Source organism: Nocardia mangyaensis (assembly GCF_001886715.1).
GTDB classification, from domain to species: domain Bacteria; phylum Actinomycetota; class Actinomycetes; order Mycobacteriales; family Mycobacteriaceae; genus Nocardia; species Nocardia mangyaensis.
This window is the reverse complement of the sequence record NZ_CP018082.1, coordinates 789,432-813,660: the sequence shown is the minus strand read 5'-3', so window position 1 is coordinate 813,660 and position 24,229 is coordinate 789,432. Positions and strand designations below refer to the sequence as shown.

The window sequence follows — 24,229 nt, the reverse complement described above, 5'->3', positions numbered from 1 at the left end:
GCCGGCGATCGCGAGGACCGGGACGGCGTTCGAGCGCTCGCCGGACTACGCCGTCTCGGCGGCCCGCTTGTATCCACGGATCGCCGGATAGGCGAAGACCGCGATCATCGCGACCGTCCACGCGACGGTCTTCAGCAGCGGCTCGGCGACCGGGCCGCCGTAGGACAACCCCTTCATCGCCTCGATCGCACAGCTCATCGGCTGATTCTCGACGATGGCCTGCAACCAGGTCGGGTAGGCGGCGATCGGCACGAAACCGGTGTTGAAGAACATCAACAGCGTGTTGAGGATGCCGATGAGACTGATCAGCATCACGCCCTCGGTGATGGTGGCCAGCGCGGTCACCATCACCGCGAAGCCGATGCCGAACAGCACCGGCACACAGATCAGGGCGATGTTGGTGAGCGGGTTCTCCATGAACAGGAACCCGAGCGGCACCGCCACGAGCAGCACGATCACCGTGGTGATCAGGATGCGCAGCATCTCCGCCAGCAGCCGACCGGTCAGCAGCGAGGCCTTGTTCACCGGCATCGTGTAGAAGCGGCTGAGCAGGCCGGTCGCCTTCTCACGTTTGAAGCCGAGCGCGCTCACCACCGCGCCGGTCATGGCCGCGATCAGGGTCAGCAGCGCGGCCTGACCGTAGATGGCGGGCATGCCGCTGTAGGCGGTGATGTAGTTGCCGAGCACGATCCGGAACATCAGCAGGGTGACCGCGGGGTAGGCGATGATCTGGATCGTCGTCGCGGGGTCGCGCAGCCACACCATCAGCAGCCGCTTGCACTGGAGCAGGCTGTGGGTGAACCACACCGACACCGAGGACTCCGGCTTGGTGTGCACCACCGGCAGCTGCGCCGCGGTGTCCATTGTCGTCGTTGTCATGATCGCCTCACACTCGCCCACACCGCCAGTGGGAGGAACAACATCGCGGCCCCGCCGAGCCACACCAGCGACACCCAGGAACCGGCCCAGCTCAGGTGACCGACGGCCATGTCACTGAGTGTCTGCGCGAACTGGGAGATCGGCTGGTTGCGCGCGAAGGCGCGCGCCCAGGTCGGGAAGGCGTCCTCGGGGACGAACCCGGTCGAGAGCATGCCGAAGATCAGAATCGGCAGGGTGAGGGCCTGGCTGAGCGCCTCGGGATTCTTGGTGAGGCTGCCGAGCGCGTCGGCGCCCAGCGTCAGCACCACGCCGACGGCCAGGGCGAACCCGCAGAACACCAGGGCCTGCTCCCAGCCACCGGTGAACCGGAAACCGATCAGGTAGCCGTAGCCGACCGTGGCGATCAGCGACACCACCGACCGCACGATGCCGGCGGACACCCGCGAGAGCAGGGGAACGAGCGAGCCGATCGGCATGGTCTGCAGCCGCGCGCTCAAGCCGGTGAGCGCTTCGAACGCGGCGAGTTGCGCGTTCGACATCATCGTCATCGCCATCGTCTGCAGGACGATGATCGGCATGACGTACTGCGCGTAGTCGATGCCCTGGAACTGCATCACGTAGCGCAGCGGCAGATAGAAGGCGGCGGTGACGACCAGCGGGGTGAGCACCGCGACGTAGAGCTCACCCTTGGTGGCCATCGTGCGCACGATGCGCCCGGTCAGCGCCCGCCACTGCGCGAAACTGCTCGGGTGCACGACGGGAAGCTCGGCGAACAGGGTCGTCGCCGCGGGAGCGGAGACACTCACTGGTGCCCGCCCGAATGGCCGGTGATGGACAGGAACACGTCGTCGAGCGAGGGCCGGCGCAGGGCGATGTCGGCCAGGTCGATGCCCGCGTTGTCGAGCCTGCGCAGCGCCTCGGCGAGGGTGGCGGCGCCGTCGGGGGCGGGGATGGACAGTTTGTCGGCGCCGCCGAGATCGGCGGCCACGGCCGCGGGAACCAGCTCGCCGAGAGCCTGCACGGTCGCGCGCAGCCGGCTCGGGTCGAGCGGGACGATCTCGCAGTAGCTGCCGCCGGTCTTCGCCTTGAGCTGGTCGGCGGTGCCCTCGGCGATGACGGTGCCCTTGTCGATGACGATGATGTTGTCGCTGAGCACGTCGGCCTCTTCGAGGTACTGCGTGGTCAGCAGCACGGTGATGCCCTGGTTCTTCAGGGCGGTCACCAGATCCCAGACGCCCTGGCGGCTGCGCGGGTCGAGGCCGGTGGTCGGCTCGTCGAGGAAGACCACCTCGGGCCGCACGACCAGCCCGCAGGCGATGTCGACGCGGCGGCGCATGCCACCGGAATAGTTGCGCACCGCGCGTTTGCCAGCACTGACCAGGTCGAATTCCTCGAGCAGGACCTCGGCGCGCTTGCGGGCGGCCGACTTGGTCAGACCCATCAGCCGGCCGAACAGTTCGAGGTTCTCCCGGCCGGTCAGGTTCTCGTCGAGCGCGGCGTACTGGCCGGTCATCATGATCGCGCGGCGCACGCCTGCGCCGTCGGAGACGACGTTGTGCCCGGCCACGATCGCGGTGCCGGAATCGGGGCGAAGCAGCGTCGACAGGATCTTGACCGTGGTGGTCTTGCCCGCGCCGTTGGGGCCGAGGATGCCGAGCACACTGGCCCGTTCGGCCCGGAAACTGATGCCCTGCAACGCCTGCACATCGCCGAAGGACTTGTGCACATCGGACACCAGCACTGCGGGCTCGTCGCGCGACGCGACGCCACCCACGGGCGAATCCACTGAGATCGAACTCGGCATCAACTCTCCACCATCGGCCGGTGCGCCCGGCCCCTGCGAGGTGAGCGCGCCCGGAATCATCTTCCCGGTAAGTGATCCATACCGTTCGGCGCGATGTTACCGGTCATCCGGTTTTCCCGGTCCGCTCTGCACCGAGCCGGGTGGTTTGCCCGGCCCTGTGGTCTTGCTCACGTGGGCAGTGCAAGGGCAGTGCGATGACCTTGTCGACTCGCCCGGGCGCCCATACTCTGACGATCGGGGAAACACTCGTCTCACCGGCCCGTTCGCGGGTGTGTTCGATCTTGTGAGAGGTGACCGATGTCCGAGTCCGCATCGACAGGCGCCGCCGCGCCCACCGGCCGATCCGACGTGCTGACGTCGTTCGACCCGCGCACCGGCGAACAGCTCGCGCACTATCCGGTGCACGGACCGGCCGAGGTCACCCGCGCTGTGCGCACCGCCCGCGCGACCCAGAACTGGTGGGGCGAGCTGGGATTCGGCGATCGCAAGCGCCTGCTGCTGGACTGGCGTCGCCAGATCGCCCGCAACACCGGCGAATTGGTGGAGGTACTGCGCTCGGAGACCGGTAAACCGGAGGCCGACGCCATCCTCGAAGTGATGCTGGCCGTGGAGAATCTGGACTGGGCCGCCCGCAACGCCGAGCGCGCCCTCGGCCGCAAGCGGCTGGCCAGCGGCTGGTTCACCCGCAATCAGCACGCCTCCCTCGGTTATCTGCCGCTCGGCGTGATCGGGGTGCTCGGCGCGTGGAACAACCCCGTGTTCACCCCGATGGGGTCGATCGCCTACGCGATGGCGGCCGGGAACACGGTGGTGTTCACCCCGCACGAACTCACCACCGGAGTCGGCACCTGGCTGGCGGCCAGCTGGGCCGAGGTGGCGCCGGATCAGCCGGTTCTGCAGGCGGTCACCGGCGACTCGCGCACCGCGAACGCACTGTGCCGGGCCGAGGTCGACAAGATCGCCTACGCCGGTCCCGAGGCGGGCGGGCGCGAAGTGATCGCGCTGTGCGCGCAGACGCTCACGCCCGTGGTGGTGGAGAACAGCGGCAAGGGCAGCATGATCGTGCACGTCGACGCCGTCCTCGACGCGGCGGCCGAGGCCGCGGTCTACGGGGCGATGGCCAACGCGGGCCAGAACTCCTCGGGGATCCAGCGCTGTTATGTCGCCGATTCGGTGTTCGACGACTTCCTGGCCAGGGTGGCCGAGCGGGCCGCCACACTGCGTCCGGGCGCCGACAATCGCGCCGCCTACGGTCCGATGATCAACGCCGCCCAGGTCGACGTGGTGCGCCGTCAGGTGCGCGACGCGATCGCGCGCGGCGGGCACGCGGTGCTCGGCGGCCTCGATTCGTTCCGTGACCCCTACGTCGAGCCGATCGTGCTGGCCGAGGTGCCCGAGGAGAGCATCGCCATCACCGGCGAGGGCATCGGCCCGGTCCTGGTGGTGAACCGGGTCGCGGACCTGGCCGACGCGGTGGCCAGGGTGAACGCGGCGGGCAACGGGATCGCGGTCACGGTGTTCACCCGCGATATCGCCAGCGCCGAGTTCATCGCCGAACAGCTGCGGGTCGGGGTGGTGACGGTGAATTCCTCGACCGCCTTCACCGGCATCCCCGCGCTGCCGTTCGGCGGGATCGGCGAGTACGGGCAGGGCCACAGCCACGGTCAGCAGGGTCTGTACGAGTTCAGCCGGACCATGTCGATCGCCCGCAGGCGCTATCGCGCGCCGGTGCGGCTGTCGACTTTCGACCGGCACCCGCGCCACGTGCACACGGCGAAAGCGTTCTTTCGCCTGCGCCACGGCCGAGGCTGAGTCCTCAGTCCTCCGGCGACCCGGCGCCGAGCAGCACGGCGCCGGTCAGGGCGGCCAGCCGGTCCAGCTGTGCGGGCCGGGAGTCGAAGCGCAGCAGCCTGCCGACGTCGATGATCTGACCGATCGCGGCGTGCACGCGGAAGCGGGCCTCGACCGGATCACCGTCGAGCAGGTTGGCCCACTCGAGGATGTTCTGGCGCTGGATGGCCCGCAGGCGATGCTGTTCGGCCTGCGGCAGATTGCTGAACTCCGCGTAGTAGACCGGCATGATCTCCGGCGTCGCGAAGGTGAGGCGGGCGTAGCGGTCGGCGATGCGGCGGGCGGCGTCGGCGCGGTTGTCGGCCTCGGCCAGCGCCTCGCCGATGGCCACGGCCAGCCGGTCGCCGGTGCGGTGGAAGGCCGCGGCGAGCAGGTCGGCCTTGCTGTCGAAGTGCCGGTAGACGCTGGAGGCGTTGATGCCGACGGCGGCACCGATCTCCTCGATGCCGGATTCGTGGTAGCCGTTGCGGCCGAAGATGCGGATCGCCTCGGTGAGCAGCTGTTCACGTTTGGAGGTGACCGGTAGACCGCGGTTCTGCCTGCTCGGTTCGGCCTCGGCCGGTGTCGGCGGCAGCTCGGCGCGCACGATCGCCCAGGCCATCGCTCGCTGCAGGGCGAGCATTCTGGTGTGGGCGAGGGTGGTGCGGTGGGCGGCGATGCTGGCCAGTGCGCTGAGCGCGCCGACGGCGAGCAGGGTGACGTCATCGGGGCTCGCCTCGGGCCGTAGCTCGGCGATCGGCGCGGCGACCATCGCCTCCAGTTCGCGGTAGAACGCGCGGATGCGGACACGGTCCTCGCGTTCGAGATACCGACGTTCCCAGCGGTACAGACCCGCTTCACGGCGAATGTCGATGTTGTGTTCGGCGACGGCGGTGAGCAGCGCGTCGAGCCTGGCCGCCGGGGGTAGCGCCGGATCGTCGGCCGCACGGGCGACATCGCGCAGGCCGCGCGCGCCCTCTTCGGCGGCGGCGACGAGCAGAGCGTATTTGTTGGCGAAGTGGCGGTAGAGCGCCGGACCGGAGATGCCGACCTCGGCGGCGATCTCGTCCACGCCGACCGGGTAGTAGCCGCGGGCGCTGAACGCGCGGGCGGCGGCCCGCATGATCTGCAGCTTGCGGTCCTTGGGCCTGCGGCGCACGACCCGCGCCGCCGCGGTGGTCGGCTCGCAGGCGCGTTCGGCCTCACTGCGATCGGCGACCATGCACTCACTTTCCGTTCCGCGAACCAGGGTTCTCGACCATTCGGGCGCCGCCGGGGTGACGGCGTCGGAACAGTCAACCTAAGTTAACCACAATTCGCAAACGTCGAGAGGTAGGTCGACAAAGGAAACCGCCCCGGTCACGACCGAGGCGGTTTCGTCGAGCCGGTGAACTACAGGCCGAGGCCGCGGGCCAGGGTCGGCCACGACAGCTTCAGCTCGTCCTTCCAGTAGCCCCACGAGTGGGTGCCGTTGGGACGGAAGTTGAAGGTGGCCGGGATACCCAGCTCCTCGAGCCGGTTGGCCAGGTTGTGCGTGCAGTAGTTGGTGCCCGCCTCGATGATGCCGCCGATGACGATCTGGTTGGCCAGGCCATAGGCGCCCGGCAGCGCGTACTCGCCGTCGAGGGTGTCGTACGGGCCGGGCAGACCGTTGCCACTGGAGATGTAGAGATCCAGACCACGCAGACCCTCGGCGTTGACATAGGGGTCGTTCTTGACCCACTCCTCCGAGCCCTGCGGGCCCCACATGTTCATGGTGTCGCCGCCGCCCCAGGTCTCGACCGTGACCTTGACGAACTCCGAGCCGATCGGATCGGAGGTCTGCGCGCAGCCGGAGTAGGCCGCCGCGGCCTTGTACAGGCCGGGCTTGGCGATGGGCAGCGCGAGCACGGTGGTACCCGAGGTGGACAGACCGGCGATGGCGTTCACACCGTTGGTGCCCAGCGCCCCGTCGACCAGCGGGGGCAGCTCCTCGGTGAAGAAGGTCTTCCACTTGTTGCGGCCGACGACCGGATCGTCGTGGATCCAGTCGGTGTAGTAGCTCCAGGCGCCGCCGATCGGCTGGATGACGTTGACGTTCTTGTCGCCGAGGAACTCGAGCGCGTCGGTCTTGGCGACCCAGGACGCCGAATCCTCGCCGCCGCCCGCACCGTTGAGCAGGTACAGGGTGGGGCGCGGGACCGAGGCGTCGGCCGGGCGCTGCACGTCGACGATGATGTTCTGGTCCATGGCCGCGGAGTACACGTGCAGCCGCAGGCTGCGCGAGTCCTTCACCTCGGCCTTGACGATCTTGGAGCCGTCCGGGGCGACAGGGTTCGCGAGCAGGCTCCCGGAATCGATGATCGGGTCAGCCGAGGCCGGTGCGACGCCGAGACCGGACATCAATCCGGCGGCCACTGCCATTGCCGCGATCATCGCCGCGGCACGGGAGCCACGACGTCGGGTGTGCCGACGCATCAATTTCGCACCTTCGCTTCGTCTCGAATTCCAACTCGGTCCGCGACCTGTCACCCAGGGCACGTCTTGCACCACGCCAGACCCTACGTGTTATGCGGTTGGTACAAAAGTAGTAATCGCTACAACAGTGCGGTCACATCATGCCTCATCAGCACCAGCGCTGTCATCGTGACCCGGTCGCCCGGTCACCCGCGTCGAGCAGCTCGGCCAGGCACGGACCGATCTCGGCCAGCGCCTGCGGCGAGGTCATCTGATCATGCACCACCGCGACCGGGCGATCGCGGATCTCGCCGTCGACATACGGGGCCCAATTGCGCGCCGCCGTCTCGTGTCCGAGCGCGCTGAAGTACTCGAGCCTGCCCCGGAACACCGCGGGCCGGTGCTCGGCGATCAGTTCGGCCGAGCGCACGGCGCTGCGATAGATCCGGCGCACCCGTTCGGGAGTGAGCACGGCCATGTTGGCCGGGATGATCGCGTGCAGGGCGGCCAGCCCGTCCTCGCTGAGTTCGCGCACGCCCGCGGTGGGCAGCGCGGCGCTGATGTCGACGCCGAGTTCGGCGAGCGCGTCGCGCACCGCGGTGTGGAAATCGGGGACGTCGATATCGGGGTGCGAGTCGAGCATGGCCAGCAGCGAGACCCGCTCCCCCGACGCCTGCAGCTCGGTGGCGACGGCGTGGGCGAGCACACCGCCCAGCGACCAGCCCATCAGGCGGTACGGACCGTGCGGCTGCTCGGCCCTGATCTCGGCGGCGTAGCGGCGCGCCATCTCGGCGAGGGTGCCGGGCAGGTAACCCGCTTCGCTCAGCGCGGGTGACTGCAGGCCGAAGATCGGCCGTCGCGCGGGGAGGTACTGGGCCAGTCCGGCGTAGCACCAGGACAGGCCGTACATCGGGTGGATGCAGAACAGCGGGCCCCCGGCCTCGGTGCCGTGTGGCACCCGGTTGCGGATGGTCAGCAGCACGCCGAGGGCGTCGTCGGATTCGAGGTCGTAGTCGCCGGTGCCGGACTGGGTGGCGTCGATCCGGGCGGCCAGTGCCTCGACGGTGGCGTCGGTGAAGAACCACTGCACCCGTACCTCGGCGCCGATCCTGGTGCGCAGCCTGCTGATCGCCTTGGTGGCCACCAGCGAGTTGCCGCCGAGTTCGAAGAAGTCGTCGTCCAGGCCGACCTTGCCCGCGCCGAGCACGTCGGCGTAGACCTCGGCGACCGCGCGTTGCAGCGGGGTCGTCGGCGGCCGGTAGGGGCGGGAGGTGACGGCGGGGACCGGCAGTGCCTTGCGGTCGAGCTTGCCGCTGGCGTTGAGCGGCAGGGCAGGCAAGGTCACCAGGGTCGAGGGGACCATGGAGGAGGGCAGCGCCGCGCGGACGTGGGCGAGCAGCGCGGTCTCGTCCACGGCGGTGACGCCGACGGCGATCGAGTATCCCGTCCGGTGCGTGGGGGCCGTCTCCGGGTTCGGACCGGTACCGGTCGCGTGCCCTGCGGGCCCGGCCGCTTCGGCCGGCACCACGTAGCCGACCAGCCGGTCACCGGTCGACCCGTGCACGAGCGCGACGGCGGCGTGGCGGACCGCGGGATGCTCGCGCAGCACCGCCTCGATCTCGCCGAGTTCGATTCGCTGCCCGCGCAACTTCACCTGGAAGTCGCTGCGCCCCAGGTATTCCAGGCTCTTGTCGGCGGTCCAGCGAACCACGTCACCGGTGCGGTAGAGCCGCCCGCCACCGGAATGGGCGACGAACCGCTCGGCCGTGAGCGCCGGTGCGCCCAGATAGCCGCGGGCCAGCTGCACGCCTTCGAGGTACAGCTCGCCCGCCGTGCCGGGCGGCACGGGACGCAGCTGACGATCGAGCACGTGCACCCGGGTGTTGGCGACGGGTGCGCCGATCGGAATGCTCACGGCGGCAGCCGGTTCAGCGGGCGCAGCGGTGACGACGGTGGCCTCGGCGGGCCCGTACCAGTTGATCAGCTCCACCCCGGCCAGCACCTGACCGGAGCGCCGCGCGGTCGACGACGACAGCGCTTCACCGGCGGCGAACACTCTTCGCAGCGAAGGGAATTCGGCACCACCGGATTCGGCGAGGAACGCGTCGAGCATCGACGGCACGAAGTGCACCGTGGTGACGGCACGTTCGGCGATCACCCGAGCCAGATAGGCCGGGTCGCGGTGGCCGTCGGGTTCGGCGATCACCACGGTCGCGCCGGTCTGCAAGGGCCACAGCAGTTCCCAGGTGGCGATGTCGAAGGTGACCGGGGTCTTGTGCAACACCACGTCGCCGGGCCCGTGCGGGTAGGTGCGCTGCGCCCAGCGGAACTGGTTGACCAGCTGCCGGTGGGTGAGCATCACGCCCTTGGGGATGCCGGTGGAGCCGGAGGTGTGGATGACGTAGGCGAGTTCGTCCGGTCGCGGCGCGGCGAACTCGGTGGACGACCCGGTGGCCAGCGTGTCGATCTCGACCACCGGTGCGCCCGCGGCGGTGCCGAAGCCGGTCGTGCTGGTGGTCAGCACGCAGACGGGCGCGGCGGCGGTGAGCACGCGTTCGGTGCGCTCGGCCGGGTGATCCGGGTCCACCGGCACGTAGGCGGCGCCGGTGCGCAGGACCGCGTAGATCGCGGTCACCAGGTCGATGCCGCGCCGCATCGCAATGGCGACGAGCGTGTTCGGGCCCGCGCCGTGCGCGCGCAGGGCGGTGGCGAGCGCGCGCTGGCGATCATCGAACTCGGTGTAGGTGTAGGCGGTTTCGCCGTCGACGAGGGCGGTCGCGTTCGGGGTGCGGGCCACCTGCGCGTCGAACAGCGACAACAGCGTCGCCTCGTCGAGCAGCTCCGGTGCGTCGGTGGCGTTCACCGCGGCGAGAGTTGCGCGCTCCTCGGCCAGCAGGACATCGATCTCGGCGAGGCGGGCCCGCGGGTCGCCGGCGAACCGGGCCAGCAGCATCGACAGCCGCTGGGCCAGTGCGATGGCGGTGTCGGCGCCGAACACATCGCGCAGGTACTTCACCGAGACCCGCAACTGCCCGTCGGCGACGACCTGCACGGTCAGCGGGTAGTGGGTGCCGTTCGCGGCGTCCATCCCGGTGACCGCGGCGGACCCGGACGCGGCCTGCGCCAGGCCGGCCCGGTCGACGGGGAAGGACTCGAAGACCACGAGCGAGTCGAACAGCGCGTCGATCCCGGCGATCTCCTGGATCTCGCCGAGGCCGAGGTAGTGGTGGTCGAGCAGTGCGGCCTGCTCGTCCTGCAGCCTGCGCAGCAGTTCGGCGACGGTGTCACCGGGGCGCAGCCGCACCCGGACCGGGATGGCGTTGAGGAACAACCCGACCATGCGTTCCACGCCCGCGAGCGTGGCGGGCCTGCCGGAGACGGTGGCGCCGAACACCACGTCGTCGCGGTCGACCAGGCGCGCGATGAGCAGACCCCACGCGGCCTGGACCACGGTGTTCAGTGTGACGCCGAGGCCCGCGGCGAGCTCGCTCAGCGCGGTGGTGTCGGCCGGGGCGAGCTCGAAGCCGGTTTCGCCGGTGCCCGTGGCGATTTCGCGACCCTGATCGACCGGCGCGAGCGGGGTGGGCTCGGCCAGGCCGGTGAGCGCGGTGCGCCAGGCCTGGCGGGCGGCGTCGAGATCCTGCTCGACCAGCCAGGCCAGGTAGTCACGGTAGGGCGCCGGTTTGGGCAGGCGCCTGCTGCGGCCGCCGACGGCGTAGGCGGTGAGCAGTTCCTGCAGCAGCAGCGGGGTCGACCAGCCGTCGATCAGGATGTGATGACTGGTGACCAGCAGGTGCGCGCGCCCCGGCGTGCGCACGAGAGTGAAGCGCAGCAGCGGGGCGGTGGCCATGTCGAAGTGCTTGGCCAGGTCGGCGGTTCGGATCCGCTGGTAGGTCTCGTCGTCGGCGTCGATGACCTGCCACGGCACGTCGAGGTCGTCGACCACCACCTGCAGTGGCGTACCCGCGGCGTCGGTGGCGAAGGCCACGCGCAGGTTGTCGTGCCGGTCGAGCACCGCCTGGGCGGCCTGGTGCAGGCGCTCGTCTTCGACGGCCGGGTCGAGGTCGAGGACGAACTGGGTGATGTAGGGGTCGACCGAGTTCTCCGCGAGCAGCGCGTGGAACAGCATGCCGGACTGCAGCGGGGTCACCGGCCACACATCGCCGAGCAGTGGGTAGCGGCGGACCAGTCGGGTCAATTCGGTCTGGCCGAGACGGACGAGCGGGAAGTCCGAGGGGGTGAATCCGCCCGCACCGGGGCGCAATCCGTGTTCGGCGAGGCCACCGAGCGCGCGGATCCAGTGTTCGGCGAAGCCCTTGACCGCATCCGCGGTGAGCACGGCGGTGGCGTAGTCGAAGCGCACGACCAGGCCGTCGTCGGTGGCGTCGACGGTGAGGACCAGTGCCAGATCGTCGGCGGCGACGTCGGTGTGCACCTTGGCCGGGCGCAGATCGCGGAAGCGCACGGCGAAGCGGCCGCGATCGAGCGCGCGCACGCTGTCGGCGGCCTCGGTGTCGAGGTAGCGCAGCAGGCCGAAACCCGCGCCGTGGGCGGGCACCGCGCGGCGCAGTTCCTTGATCTGGGCCAGCGCCGTCCCGGCGGCCGGACCGCCGACCAGCGCGTCGCTGATGTCGACGCCGTCCAGGCGCAGGGCGAGCGGATAGTCGGTGGTGAAGCCGCCGACCACGTTCTCCGCGTGGGGTTTGCCGAGCAGGCGCTGATCGGCGCGCAGCCGGACCACCGTGCCGATCGCCCTGGCCGCGTCCGAGTCGGCGGCGGTCTGCAGGGCGATCGCGGCGGCGGTGAGGGCGACCTCGTCGACGGTGGCGTGATAGGCCTCGGCGACGGTACTGACCGCGGCCGTGCCCTCGCCGGTGATGCTCAGCGAGACGCGGTTGCGCTGCCGCAGATCGGCGGATTCGTCGGCCCTGGAACGGATCGCGCGGTGCCAGTACTCCCGTTCGGCGCGCGCCTTCACCGTGGCGGGGTAGTCGGCGAGCCTGCGCACCAGGTCACCGAGCCCGGCATCGGGGGCGGCGGGCGCGGCGTGGCGGCCGCGGCTCCACGCGGTGGTGAGCTGGTCGACCACCGTGCGCCAGGAAACCTCATCCAGGACGAGAGAATTCGCGACGACGACGAGGGTCGACGACCCGGTGCCGTCGCCGGTGAGCACGAAGTGGATGTTGCGGCCCTCGTCCGGATCGAGCGCGGCGGCGGCCGCCGCGACGATGTCGTCGACGGGCAGCGAGGCTTCACCGTCGGCGGCGGCGAGCCTGCGAAAGGCGTCGCCGATGCGTTCCTCGGGCGGCGGGATGCGCAGCACCGGGGTGTCGCCGGTGCGGTCGAGCAGGGCCCACAGCATCGGATGCTGGTTCATCACCGCGGCGGCGACGGTGGCGACGGCCTCGTCGGGGCAGTCCGCGGGGACTTCGAGCAGCACCGCGCGCGGTTCGACCGCGGCCTGTCCGGCCTCGATCAGGGCGGCGGCGGTGGCGGTCAGTGGCAGCGCGGCGGGCCCGCGGGCGGCGTCGGCGGTGAGTTCGGCGCGATCGGCCAGCGCGGCGACGGTGCGGGCGTCGAACAGATCGCGCGGGCGCAGGGTCACACCGCCCGCGCCGGCGCGGGCGACCACCTGGATTGCGGTGATGCTGTCGCCGCCGAGGGCGAAGAAGTCGTCGTCGAGGCCGACCCGGTCGCGGCCGAGGACCTCACCGATCACCCGGGCGACGGCGCGTTCGGCCGGGGTCCGGGGCGGACGATGTTCGCCGCGCGCGGCGGTGGGGTCCGGCAGGGCGCGCCGGTCCAGCTTTCCGGCGGGGGTCAGCGGCAGTTCGTCGAGGACGACGATCGCGGCGGGCACCATGTAATCGGGCAGTACCTGCCCGGCCAGCGCGGTCAGCTCGGCGGAGTTCAGCCGCTCCCCCGGCTCGGCCAGCACATACGACACCAGCATCGTCGCGCCGCTGTCGGTGTCGCGCCCGAGCGTGGTCACCCAGGCGACACCCGGCGCGGCGGCCAGCACGGCGTCGATCTCGCCGAGTTCGATGCGCAGACCACGGACCTTGACCTGGAAGTCGTTGCGGCCCAAGAACTCCAGCACATCGCCGCGGCGCCGAACCAAGTCACCGGTGCGGTAGAGACGCGCGCCGGGTGTGATGGTCGAGTGGGTGGATCCGGCCACCGAGGAGGTGGGCGCCGATCGGTCCGACGCCGTCAGTGCGGACGCGGAGCGGATGCGCGCGGCCTCGTCGGCCAGTGGGTAGGGATCGGCGATGAAGCGGGCGGCGGTGAGACCGGGGCGATCCTGGTAGCCGCGAGCCAGTTGGATGCCGCCGAGGTAGAGCTCGCCGGTGACGCCGTCGGGCACCGGGCGCAGCCGCGAGTCGAGCACCAGGGCACGGACGCCGCGGATCGGGCCGCCCATGTGCACCGCTTCGCCGGGGAGCAGCGGTGCGCTGATGGTGGTCATGATCGTGGCCTCGGTGGGACCGTAGCCGTTGTGGAAGTGCCGCTGCGGCACGGTGTTCCAGCGGGCCGCCAGATCGGCGGGCACGTGTTCGCCGCCGACGACGAGCGCGCGCAGGCCCGGGACGCTCTCGGGGTCGAGGGTGGCCAGGACAGTGGGTGTGAGGAAGGTGTGGGTCACGCCTTCCGCGCGGATCAGCTCGGCGAGTTCGGCGCCACCGACCGAGCCCGCGGGTGCCACCACCAAGGTGCCCGCGCCGCCGAGGGCGAGCAGCAGTTCCAGCATGGAAGCGTCGAACGACGGTGAGGCGAAAGCCAGTGCGCGCGAGGTGGTGTCGAGGCGATAGCGGTCCTTCTGCTCGGCGCAGAAGTTGGCGAGTCCGGCGTGGGTGACCACGACGCCCTTGGGCAGTCCGGTCGAGCCGGAGGTGTAGATCATGTAGGCGGCGTTGTCGGTGCGCGGCTGGGCGCGCAATTCGATCTCGCGCAGGCTCACGGAGGCGTATCCGGCGACCTCGGCGGTGACGGCCGCGTCGTCGAGTGCGAGCCAGTCGCCCTCCCCCGGCAGCGTCGGCAGTCCGGCGAGTTCGGCGGCGAGGGTGACGCCGAAGACCGCGCCGGAGTCGGCGACCATGTGCGTGATCCGCTCGGCGGGGTAGCCGGGGTCGATCGGCACGATCACCGCGCCGGTGCGGGCGATGGCCCACACGGCGAGCACCGATTCGGGCGAGCGCCGGATCGCCACGGCGACAGCGGCTTCCGGTCCCGCGCCGCGAGCGATCAGACCCCGGGCCAGCTGGTTGGCCGCGGCGTCGAGGTCGGCGTAGGTGAATCCGCGACCGTCGCCGCGTACCGCCAGGCCGGACGGGTTGGCGCGCACGGCCGCGTCCATGAGCTGGGCGAGCGTGCGCTCCGGCTCGGCGCCGGGACCGGCGAAGGTGGTCTGCGCGGTGAACTCGGCCGGGGCGAGCAGGTCGATGGCACCGACGGTGGTCTCGGGGTCGGTGGTGACGGCGGTGAGTACCCGGGTGAACCGCGCGGCGAAACCGTCGACGGTCGCGGCGTCGAACAGATCTGTCGCATAGGTGAATTCGGCCTGGATGCCACCGTTACCCGGCAGCTCGCGCAGAGTGAGCAGCAGGTCGAACTTGGCTTCGGCGGTGCGGGCGTCCAGCGCGCCGACGGTGATGCCGGGCAGGTCGAGCGCGACCGGGGCCAGGTTCTCGAAAGACAGCGCCACCTGGAACAGCGGATGCCTGCCCGCCGAGCGCGCGGGCTGGACCGCGTCGACGACGCGCTCGAACGGGACATCGGCGTGGGCGAAGGCCCGCAGGTCGGTATCGCGGGTCTTGGTCAGCAACTCGGTGAACGGCGCGTCCTCGTCGACCCGACTGCGCAGGACCAAGGTGTTGACGAACATGCCGATCAGGTCGTCGAGTTCGCGCGCACCACGCCCCGCGATGGGCGTACCGATCGCGACATCGTCGACCCCGCCGAGCCGCGCGAGCAGCACCGCGAACGCGGCCTGGACCACCATGAACACGGTGACGCCCTCGGCGCGGGCCAGCGCGGCCGACGCCGCGTGCAGATCGGCATCGATCTCGAAGTTGCTCGTCGCACCCGCGAACGACTGCATCGCTGGGCGCGGCCGGTCGCTGGGCAGCGCGATCTCCTCGGGCAGCCCATCGAGTTCGGTACGCCAGTAGGCCAGCTGAGCCGCCGCCGGGGACGTGGGATCGGCTTCGTCCCCGAGCGAGTCCCGTTGCCACACCGCGTAATCGGCGTACTGCAGCGGTAGCGGCGACCACGCGGGCGGCGCACCCGCGGTCCGTGCGGTGTAGGCGAGCACCAGATCACGAGTGAGCGGACCCATGGAGAATCCATCGGCGCTGATGTGATGGGCGACGAATACCAGCACATGATCGTCCGCGCCGAGGCGCAGCAGCCGCAGACGCACCGGTGGGTCGACGGTGACATCGAACCCGGTGGCGACCGTCCGGCGCACTTCGTCGGTCAGAGCTCCGAGGAGCGCGTCCGCGCGGGATGCGTTGTTCGTTGCCGGGTCGGCGGCGACCGGTACGGGCGTCAGGTCGATGTGTACGGCGCTCGGGGCGAGGACTTCCTGTTCCGGGCCGTCGCCGTGGTCGGGATAGCGGGTGCGCAGGACCTCGTGGCGGCCGAACAGGTCGCCGACGGCGAGGGTGAGGGCCGCGATGTCGAGGGCGCCGGTGAGGCGGATGGCGGCGGGGATGTTGTAGACTGTCGCGTCGGGGTCGAGCTGGTTGAGCAGCCACATGCGGTGCTGGGCCAGCGACAGCGGGACCCGGTCGGGACGGGGGCGGGCGACCAGCGGCCGGGCAGCGGCAGCCACGGAGCGGTGTACGCGCAGGGCCAGGTCGGAGACGGTCGGGGCCTCGAACAGCAGGCGCACGCCGACGGTGCGGTCCAGTGCGGCGCCGATCCGGGCGGCGGCTCGGGTGGCGAGCAGGGAGTTGCCGCCGAGGGCGAAGAAGTCGTCGTCGGCGCCGACCGCCTCGACCTCGAGGATCTGCGCGTACACACCGGCGATGAGCTGCTCGGTGGGCGTCGCGGGCGCACGGAAGGTCGCGGCCTCGACGGCCGGTGCGGGCAGAGCGGTGCGGTCGAGTTTGCCGTTGACGGTGCGCGGCAGGGCGTCGAGCACGACGAAGGCGTCGGGCACCAGATAGGCGGGCAGCGTCGCACGCAGCGCGGACTTCGCCTGCGCGACATCGAGTTCGGTGCCGACGACGTAGGCGACGAGGCGATCACCGAGGTGCCCGTCGGTGCGGGCCAGTACCGCGGCTTCGACGACACCGGGCAGGGCGAGCAGAGCGGCCTCCACCTCGCCGGGCTCGACCCGGAAGCCACGGACCTTGATCTGGAAATCGGTGCGGCCCAAGTAGTTCAGCTCGCCGCCCGCAGTGCCACCGGCAGCGCCGGCGACGGGATACACCGCACCCCGTGTCACCAGGTCGCCGGTGCGGTACATCCGGGCCCCCGGCTCGAAGGGATCAGCGACGAATCGTTCGGCGCTCAACGCGGCCTTGCGCAGATACCCGCGGGCCAGCTGCACACCCGCCAGATAGAGCTCACCCCGGACACCAGGGGGAACCGGCCGCAGTCGCTCGTCGAGCACATAGGCCCGGCTGTTCCACTCGGGAGTGCCGATCGGCACACTCAGCACATCGGCCGCAGTCACCCGGTGATCGGTGATCGACACCGCGGCTTCGGTGGGCCCGTACAGATTGTCGATCCTGGTGCCGGGCAGCGCCTTCAGCAGCCGCTGCGCCAACGCACCCGGTAGCGCCTCACCGATCGCCAGAATGCGTACCAGCGGCTGCCCCGAACTCGACACCTCAGCCGGGGACGACTCCCGCGCCGACGCCCCTCCCCGCGCAGGGATACCGGGCAGGGCCCACGCGGACGACGACGAGACCTCGCCGTGCGCCGGATTCCGCTGCTCCGCCCGCGTGGCCGAACCCTGTGCGGAGGATGAACGTGCGTCCCAGTAGCCGACCAACGTGTCGAGCAGTGAGGGCACCGCGGTCAACGTCGTCACCCCGGCATCGGCGATGAGCACGTCCAGATAGGCGGGATCACGGTGACCATCGGGGGCGGCGATCACCAGGCGCCCGCCACAGGCGGCGGCGGACCAGAATTCCCACACCGACAGGTCGAAGGTGGCAGGCGTCTTCAGCAGGAACACATCAGCGGAGCCGGTGCCGAATTCGCCACGCAACCACTGCAACTGGTTGACCACCGCCGCGTGCGGCACCGCGACGCCCTTGGGGCGGCCGGTCGATCCGGAGGTGAAGATGACGTAGGCGGTGTTGTCCGGGCGCAGCGGCGCACGACGGTCGTCGTCGGTGATCGGTGCGGAATCGGCGGACTCGACGGCCGGGTGATCCACCCGCACCACCGGGGCGGCATCGGTGCGGAAACCATTGCTGAGCACACAGATCGGGGCGGCGGTGTGCAGGATGTAGTCGGTGCGGTCGGCGGGCTGATCGGGGTCGATCGGCACGTACGCGCCACCGGACCTGGTCACCGCGAACATGGCGACGACGAGATCGATCGAGCGCGGCAGAGCCAGCGCGACCAGCGATTCGGGGCCGACGCCGAGCGAGATCAGGTGGCGGGCCAGTCGATTCACCCGTGCCTCGAACGCGGCGTAGGTGATCTCGAGCCTGCCCTCTGGCAGATCGGCCACGAGCGCGACGGCTTCCGGCCGCGCGCGCACCGGCAGCTCGGCCAACGTGCCACCGGGCATCGCGAGATCTGCGGCTCCACTGGTGATCTCGGCGGCTCGTTCAGCAGCGGTCCGCAGGTCGACGTCGCCGACGACCACACCGGGCTCACGCACCACGGCGTCGAGCAGCAGCGTCAAACGATCGGCGAAGGCCGCCACGGTCTCGGCATCGAACAGATCAGTGGCATAGGTGAAGAAGCCCTCGATGCCGGTGGGCGTCCCCTCGGCGTCGTACCCGTCCCCGACGATCAGATGCAGATCGAATTGCGAGACAGCCAGATCCGCCGACACCGGCGCGATCCGCAGTCCGGGCAGCTCGAGCGCCGCGCGGTCGACGTTCTGGAACGACAGCCCCACCTGGAACAGTGGATGCCGCGCGGTCGAGCGTGGCGGATCGAGCACCTCGACGAGCCGCTCGAACGGCACGTCGGCGGCGGCGAACGCGGCCAGGTCGGCGGCGCGCTGGGCGGCGAGCAGGTCGGTGAAGGCGGTGCCGCCGTCGTAGCGGGTGCGCAGGACGACGGTGTTGACGAACATCCCGATCAGGTCGTCGAGTTCGCGTTCGCCCCGACCGGCGACCGGGGTGCCCACCGCCACGTCGGCGGTACCGGCCAGCCGCGCGAGCAGCACGGCGAAGGCGGTGTGCAGCACCATGAACACGGTCGCACCGCTGTCCTTGGCGATCCGGGCGAGTTCGGCGTGGGTGGCCGCGTCGACGCGCACCGGCACCCGCCCGCCGAGCAACGAGGCCACTGCGGGTCGCGGCCGGTCGGCGGGCAGTTCGAGCAGGTCGGGCAGCCCGGCCAGCTCGTCGCGCCAGAACGCGATCTGCTGAGCGGCGGTCGATTCGGCATCGTCCTCGGCGCCGAGCCGATCCAGCTGCCACAGCGCGTAATCGGCGTACTGCACCGGCAGTGCCGCCCAGTCGGGTGCCCGGCCCGCGGCCCGCGCCAGATAGGCGGTGGTCACATCGCGCACCAGCGGCGGCATGGACGACGCGTCGGCGGCGATGTGGTGCACCACCACGGCCAGCACGTACTCGGTGGGCGCGTCCGGACCGGAACCGGTGATGTCGAGCAGCCGGACCCGCAGCGGAACCTCGGCGGTGACGTCGAATGCCGTCGCAGCGAGCGTGCCGACCTGGTCGACCAACTCGGCCGGATCCACGCGGTGCGCGGACACGTCGAGTCCTACCTCCTCGGCAGGCAACACCCGCTGAATCGGTCCGTCCCCGGTATCGGGATAGATCGTGCGCAGCACCTCGTGCCGGGCGAGCACATCCCGCAGCGCGGCGCCGAGCGCGACGACGTCGAGGCTGCCGGTCAACCGCAGTGCGAACGGCAGGTTGTAGGCGGCGGCGCCCGCACCGCCGCCCTGGTCGAACCGGTTGAGGAACCACATGCGCCGCTGCGCGGGCGAGAGCGGCAGCTCATCGGGCCGCGCCAGCGTGCCGAGGCCGCTGGTGGACGCGGTGGCGCCCTCGGGATCGACCACGGCGGCCAGCCCCGCGACGGTCGGGGTCTCGAACAGCGTCCGCACCGCGACCCGGTCACCGGTGGCCGCGCTGAGGCGGGCGACGAGCCGGGTGGCGATCAGCGAGTTCCCGCCGAGCGCGAAGAAGTCATCATCGGCACCGATGTCGTTGCGGCCCAGCACTTCACCGAACAACTCGGCGACCAGCCGCTCCTGCGCGGTGCTCGGCGCCCGGAACGCGCGGGCGGTGAACCGCGGCGCGGGCAGGGCCTTGCGGTCGAGCTTGCCGCTGGCATTGAGCGGCAGCTCGTCGAGCACCGTGATCGAGGCCGGAACCATATAGACCGGAAGGGTTTTCGACACGGCGGCCCGCAACCGGTCCGGATCGGCGGCGAAGCCGGGCGCGGGCACGACGTAGGCGACCAGCTGATCACCGAGTTCGGTCGCGACGACCAGCGCCACCGCCTGACTCACCGAATCGTGGCCGAGTAGTGCGGTCTCGATCTCGCCGAGCTCGATGCGCTGCCCGCGAAACTTCACCTGAAAATCGATGCGCCCCAGGTAGTCCAGCCGATGCGGCGCGCTCGCGGTGGGGCGACGCCACACCACCAGATCGCCGGTGCGGTACATCCGCTGTGCAGCACCGAACGGATCGGCGACGAAGCGATCCGCGGTGAGCCCCGGCCGGGCGACATAGCCGCGCGCGAGCTGATCACCCGCGAGATAGAGCTCGCCCGCGATCCCGGGTGGCACCGGCCGCAACCGCGAATCCAGCACATAGACCCGGGTGTTCCACTGTGGCAAGCCGATCGGCACGGACCTGGCGCCCGCGCGCGCGGGCCAGTAGGTGACCGACACGGCCGCCTCGGTGGGCCCGTAGAGGTTGTGCAGGCGCGCCGAACTGACGGCGGCCATGGCGTCGACGGTCTCCGGCGGCAGCGCCTCACCGATGACGAACACCTCGCGCAGCGACGGCAGGCTGCCCGGCGCGGCATGGGCGGCGAACACCGTGAGCATCGACGGAACGAAATCGGTGACGGTGACCCGATGTTCGGCGATCAGCTCGATCAGATACGCCGGATCACGATGCCCGTCCGGGGTGGCGAGCACCAGTTTCGCGCCGACCCGCAGCGGCATGGAGTAGCCCCACAGCGACACGTCGAAGGTGGTCGCGGTCTTCTGCAGGTACACATCACCCAGGGCCAGTGGGTATTTCGCCAGCATCCACACCAGCTGGTTGTGGATCGCCGCGTGCGAGATCGCGACGCCCTTGGGCTTGCCGGTGGAGCCGGAGGTGAAGATGACGTAGGCCGGGTGCTCACCGCGCAGCGGCGAACGCAGTTCGGCGGGGCGCACCGGGTCCACCGGCACACCACCGAGATCGAGTTCGTCGAGCAGCAGCAGCTCGGTGTCGACGGGTACCTCGATCGCGTCGGCGCGGGTGCTCAGCACACAGGCGGGGCGAGCGGTGTCGAGGATGTAGCCGATGCGCTCGGCGGGGTGGTCGGGGTCCAGCGGCACGTAGGCGCCACCGGCGGCGAGCACCGCGTACATGCCGACGACCAGCTCGGGTGAGCGCCGGATCGCCAGGCCGACAAGACCTTCCGGCCCGACCCCGGCCTGGATCAGCAGCCGGGCGATGGCATTGACCCGCTCGTCGAACTGCCGGTAGGTCAGTTCCTCACCCTCGTAGACGAGAGCGGTGGCATCCGGATGCGCCTGAACCGCACGGCGATACGGGTCCAGCATCAGCTCCGGCGTCACCGGATGACCGGTGCCGTTCCAGGCCACCAGGGTCTGTTCACGTTCGGCCGGGGTCAGCAGATCGATGTCGGCGACGGCGGTGTCGGCCGCGGCGGAGGCCACATCGAGCAGGCGGACGAAGCGGGCGGCCAGCGCGCCGATCGACTCGGCGTCGAACAGATCGGTGGCGTAGGTGAACGACGCGGCCATCGGCTCGGTCGGATCGGCCCCGGGCACGATGGTGAGCTGAAGGTCGAAACGGGCGACCGTGCCGCCGAATTCGACCGGCTCGGCGTCGAGGCCGGGCAGACGAAGGTTCGGCAGGTCCAGGTTCTGGAAGAACAGGGCCACCTGGAACAGCGGGTGATGGGCCTGGGAGCGAACCGGGTCGAGCAGTTCGACCAGCCGCTCGAACGGCAGGTCGGCGTTGGCGAAGGCGGCGATGTCGGCGCGTTTGGTCGCCCGCAGCAGTTCGGCGAAGCTCGCCGCCGGATCGACGTGCGAGCGCAGCACCAGCGTGTTGACGAACATGCCGATCAGGTCGTCGAGTTCGCGCGCGCCGCGTCCGGCCACGGGCGTGCCGATGGCGATGTCGTCGGTGTGCGCGACCCGGCTCAGCAGCACCGCGAACGCGGCGTGCACGACCATGAATTCCGAGGTGCCGCTGCGCTGGGCCAGCGCGGCGAGCGCGGTGTGCACCGACGCGGGAATGCGGAAGCCGAATTCGGCGCCGCGCCCGGTGAACACCGGCGGACGCGGGCGATCGGTGGGCAGGTCCAGCCGGTCGGGCAACCCGGACAGCTCGGTGCGCCAGAACGAGATCTGCTGCGCGGCCACCGAATCGGGATCGCCTTCGGCGCCGAGCAGTTCCTGATGCCACAGCGTGTAGTCGGCGTACTGCACCGGCAGCGGCTGCCAGCTGGGCCGCGACCGGTTGCGGCGGGCGAGGTAGGCGCCGAGCAGATCGCGCAGCAACGGCGCGAGGGAGGCGCCGTCGGCGGTGATGTGGTGCAGGGCCACCGCGAGCACGTGCTCACGCGGACCGAGTTCGGCCAGCGCCACCCGCAGCGGCACCTGTGCGGCGACATCGAAACCGGTACCGGCGAATTCGGCCAGCCACAGCGGCAATTCGTCCTCGGTGAGGGAATCGAGGAGCACATCGGGCACGGCTTCGGCGATCGGCAGCACCACCTGGTGGCCCCCGCCGTCACCGGCCTCACCACCGTCGAGCACCGGATACCAGGTGCGCAGCGATTCGTGCCGCGCGACCAGGTCGGCGAGCGCGTGATGCAGGGCGCGCGGGTCGAAGGGCCCGGTCAACCGCAGCGCGAACGGAATGGTCTCAGCGGTGGAGCTGGGGTCGAACTGGTTGAGGAACCACATCCGCCGCTGCGCGGGCGAGAGCGGGATCACCTCGGGTCGCTCGCGGCGCGTCGGCGCGGCCTGCCCGCCCGCGCCCTTGAGCGGCTCGAGCAGTTCGGCCAGCCCGGCGACGGTGGGGCTCTCGAAGAGGTGACCGGCGGGCACCCGCGCGGACAGCTCGGCGCCCAGCCGCGCGGCGGCCTGGGTGGCCAGCAGCGAATTGCCGCCGAGGGCGAAGAAGTCGTCGTCGGCGCCGATCGGCTCGGCCGGGGCGAGCAGCTCGGTGAAGAGGTGCGCCACCAGCTCCTCCATCGCCCCCGACGGCGCGCGGAACTCGTTGGCGCGCAGAGTGGGAGCGGGCAGCGCGGCCCGGTCGAGCTTGCCGACGGGGGTGAGCGGGATGGTGTCGAGCACGGTCAGCGCGGTGGGCACCATGTGCGCGGGCAGACCGGCCTTGGCATGGTCGAGCACCTGCTCGAGGTCGATCCGCGCGCCCGGCGCGGGGTGCACGTAGCCGGCCAGGATCGTGGTGCCGTTGTCGAGTTCGTGCCCGACCGTGACGGCGAAGTCGACGCTGTCGTGCGCGGCCAGCACGGTGTCGATCTCACCGAGCTCGATCCGGAAGCCGCGAACCTTCACCTGGAAATCGTTGCGGCCCACGTACTCGATGGCACCGTCGACCCGCCTGCGCACCAGGTCACCGGTGCGGTACATGCGTCCGCCGGCCGGGTCGAAGGGGTCGGTGACGAACCGTGCCGCGGTGAGGGCAGGCTGCCGGTGATACCCACGGGCCAGCTCGTTGCCCGCGATGTAGAGCTCGCCGATCATCCCGTCGGGCACCCGGACGAGCCGCTCGTCGAGCACGTACTCGGTGACCCCGCGCAGCGGCGGACCGATGTTCACGGGATCACCCGCCGCCAGCGGAGCGCTGATATTGGTGACGATGGTGGTCTCGGTCGGCCCGTAGCAGTCGTGGAACCGCCGGGTGCCCGACGGCAGTTCGGTGGCCCAGCGCCGGACCGCCTCCGGCGGGCACGCCTCGCCGCCGGCGGTGACGACGACCAGTTCGTGCAGCCCGGTCGGGTCGATCGAGGCCAAGGCCGCGGCCGTGATGAACATGTGCGTCACCGCTTCGCGACGCAGCACCTCGGCCAGTTCGGCACCGCCGAGGATGCCCGCGGGCACCACCACCATGGTTGCGGCCGCACCGACCGCCATCAGCAGTTCGAGCACGGCCGCGTCGAACGACGGTGAGGCGAAATGCAATGTTCGCGAGGATGATTCGATGCTGTAGTGCGCGCGCTGCTCGGCGCTGTACCCGGCCAATCCGGCGTGGGTCACCACAACGCCCTTGGGCAGGCCGGTGGAGCCGGAGGTGTAGACGACGTAAGCGGGGTGCGCCAGCCGCAGCGGACGGACCCGGTCGGCGAAGGTGACCGGATCGCCGGACTGCTCGTCGGCGGCGCGGCGCACCGGCTCGTGGTCGAGGCACAGCCAGTCGACGGTGCCGGGCAAGCGGTCGACGGCCGAGCCGACCGCGAGGCCGAGGACCGCGCCCGCGTCGGCGAGCATGTGGGTCACCCTGGCGGGGGGATAGTTCGGGTCGACCGGCAGGAAGGCCGCACCGGCCTTGGTGATCGCCCACATGGCGAGCACCGACTCGGGCGACCGCGGGATGCCGATGGCGACGATGTCCTCGGGACCGATCCCGCGCGCGATCAGCAACCGGGCCAGCCGGTTGGCGCGTTCGTCGAGTTCGGCGTAGGTCCAGCGCACCGGCACCGACACACCGTCGGACCAGGACAGCGCCAGCCCATCAGGGTTCGACTCCACCGCCACCGACAGCAACTGCGGCAGCGACTTCCCGCGCTGCCTGGCCCGGGCGCCGGAGGTCCTGCTCGCCCGGGTCACGACAGCGCCCTCCACTCGATAGAGTCGACTCGCCGTTGCCCGGTCATGCACACCTC

Annotated in this window: 7 protein-coding genes; 1 reads left to right on the top strand and 6 read right to left on the bottom strand. The window is 70.8% G+C overall.

Annotated elements, in window-relative coordinates; all coding sequences use genetic code 11:
• Positions 1-45: 45 nt before the first annotated feature.
• The 3 genes from BOX37_RS03685 to BOX37_RS03675 are packed head-to-tail and all read right to left on the bottom strand — an operon-like array spanning position 46 to position 2,683.
• Complete coding sequence (locus BOX37_RS03685) at positions 46-879, bottom strand: ABC transporter permease (RefSeq protein WP_071931158.1); 834 nt, start codon at positions 877-879, stop codon at positions 46-48.
• Entirely contained in the window at positions 876-1,685 is an 810-nt protein-coding gene (locus BOX37_RS03680) for an ABC transporter permease (protein WP_071926403.1), read from the bottom strand. Before BOX37_RS03680 ends, BOX37_RS03685 begins: the two co-directional genes overlap by 4 nt.
• Positions 1,682-2,683, bottom strand: coding sequence for an ATP-binding cassette domain-containing protein (locus tag BOX37_RS03675; RefSeq protein WP_071931157.1), 1,002 nt, complete (start codon positions 2,681-2,683; stop codon positions 1,682-1,684). The genes BOX37_RS03680 and BOX37_RS03675 overlap by 4 nt, the downstream gene beginning before the upstream one ends.
• A gap of 297 nt (positions 2,684-2,980) precedes the next feature.
• On the opposite strand from BOX37_RS03675, the gene BOX37_RS03670 reads away from it, so the two are divergent.
• Positions 2,981-4,495 carry an aldehyde dehydrogenase family protein gene (locus tag BOX37_RS03670; protein WP_071926402.1) on the top strand — a complete coding sequence of 505 codons (1,515 nt, stop codon included), beginning with the start codon at positions 2,981-2,983 and terminating at the stop codon, positions 4,493-4,495.
• Positions 4,496-4,499: 4 nt separating this feature from the next.
• On the opposite strand, the gene BOX37_RS03665 is transcribed toward BOX37_RS03670, so the two are convergent.
• From BOX37_RS03665 to BOX37_RS03655, 3 genes are all read right to left on the bottom strand, one after another.
• Positions 4,500-5,735 carry a TetR/AcrR family transcriptional regulator gene (locus BOX37_RS03665; protein WP_071926401.1) on the bottom strand — a complete coding sequence of 412 codons (1,236 nt, stop codon included), beginning with the start codon at positions 5,733-5,735 and terminating at the stop codon, positions 4,500-4,502.
• A gap of 170 nt (positions 5,736-5,905) precedes the next feature.
• The gene (locus BOX37_RS03660; RefSeq protein WP_071926400.1) at positions 5,906-6,928 is read right to left on the bottom strand and encodes an alpha/beta hydrolase; all 1,023 of its coding nucleotides are present in this window, start codon (positions 6,926-6,928) and stop codon (positions 5,906-5,908) included.
• 205 nt (positions 6,929-7,133) lie between these two features.
• On the bottom strand, positions 7,134-24,173 hold the full coding sequence (locus BOX37_RS03655; protein ID WP_071926399.1) for a non-ribosomal peptide synthetase: 17,040 nt from the start codon (positions 24,171-24,173) through the stop codon (positions 7,134-7,136).
• Between the last annotated feature and the right edge of the window lie 56 nt (positions 24,174-24,229).

Bases quoted from the DNA above. Each gene is read 5' to 3' on its own strand.
- BOX37_RS03670 (WP_071926402.1), top strand. From the start codon at position 2,981: ATGTCCGAGTCCGCATCGACAGGCGCCGCCGCGCCCACCGGCCGATCC.
- BOX37_RS03675 (WP_071931157.1), bottom strand. From the start codon at position 2,683: ATGCCGAGTTCGATCTCAGTGGATTCGCCCGTGGGTGGCGTCGCGTCG.
- BOX37_RS03685 (WP_071931158.1), bottom strand. From the start codon at position 879: ATGACAACGACGACAATGGACACCGCGGCGCAGCTGCCGGTGGTGCAC.
- BOX37_RS03665 (WP_071926401.1), bottom strand. From the start codon at position 5,735: ATGGTCGCCGATCGCAGTGAGGCCGAACGCGCCTGCGAGCCGACCACC.
- BOX37_RS03660 (WP_071926400.1), bottom strand. From the start codon at position 6,928: ATGATCGCGGCAATGGCAGTGGCCGCCGGATTGATGTCCGGTCTCGGC.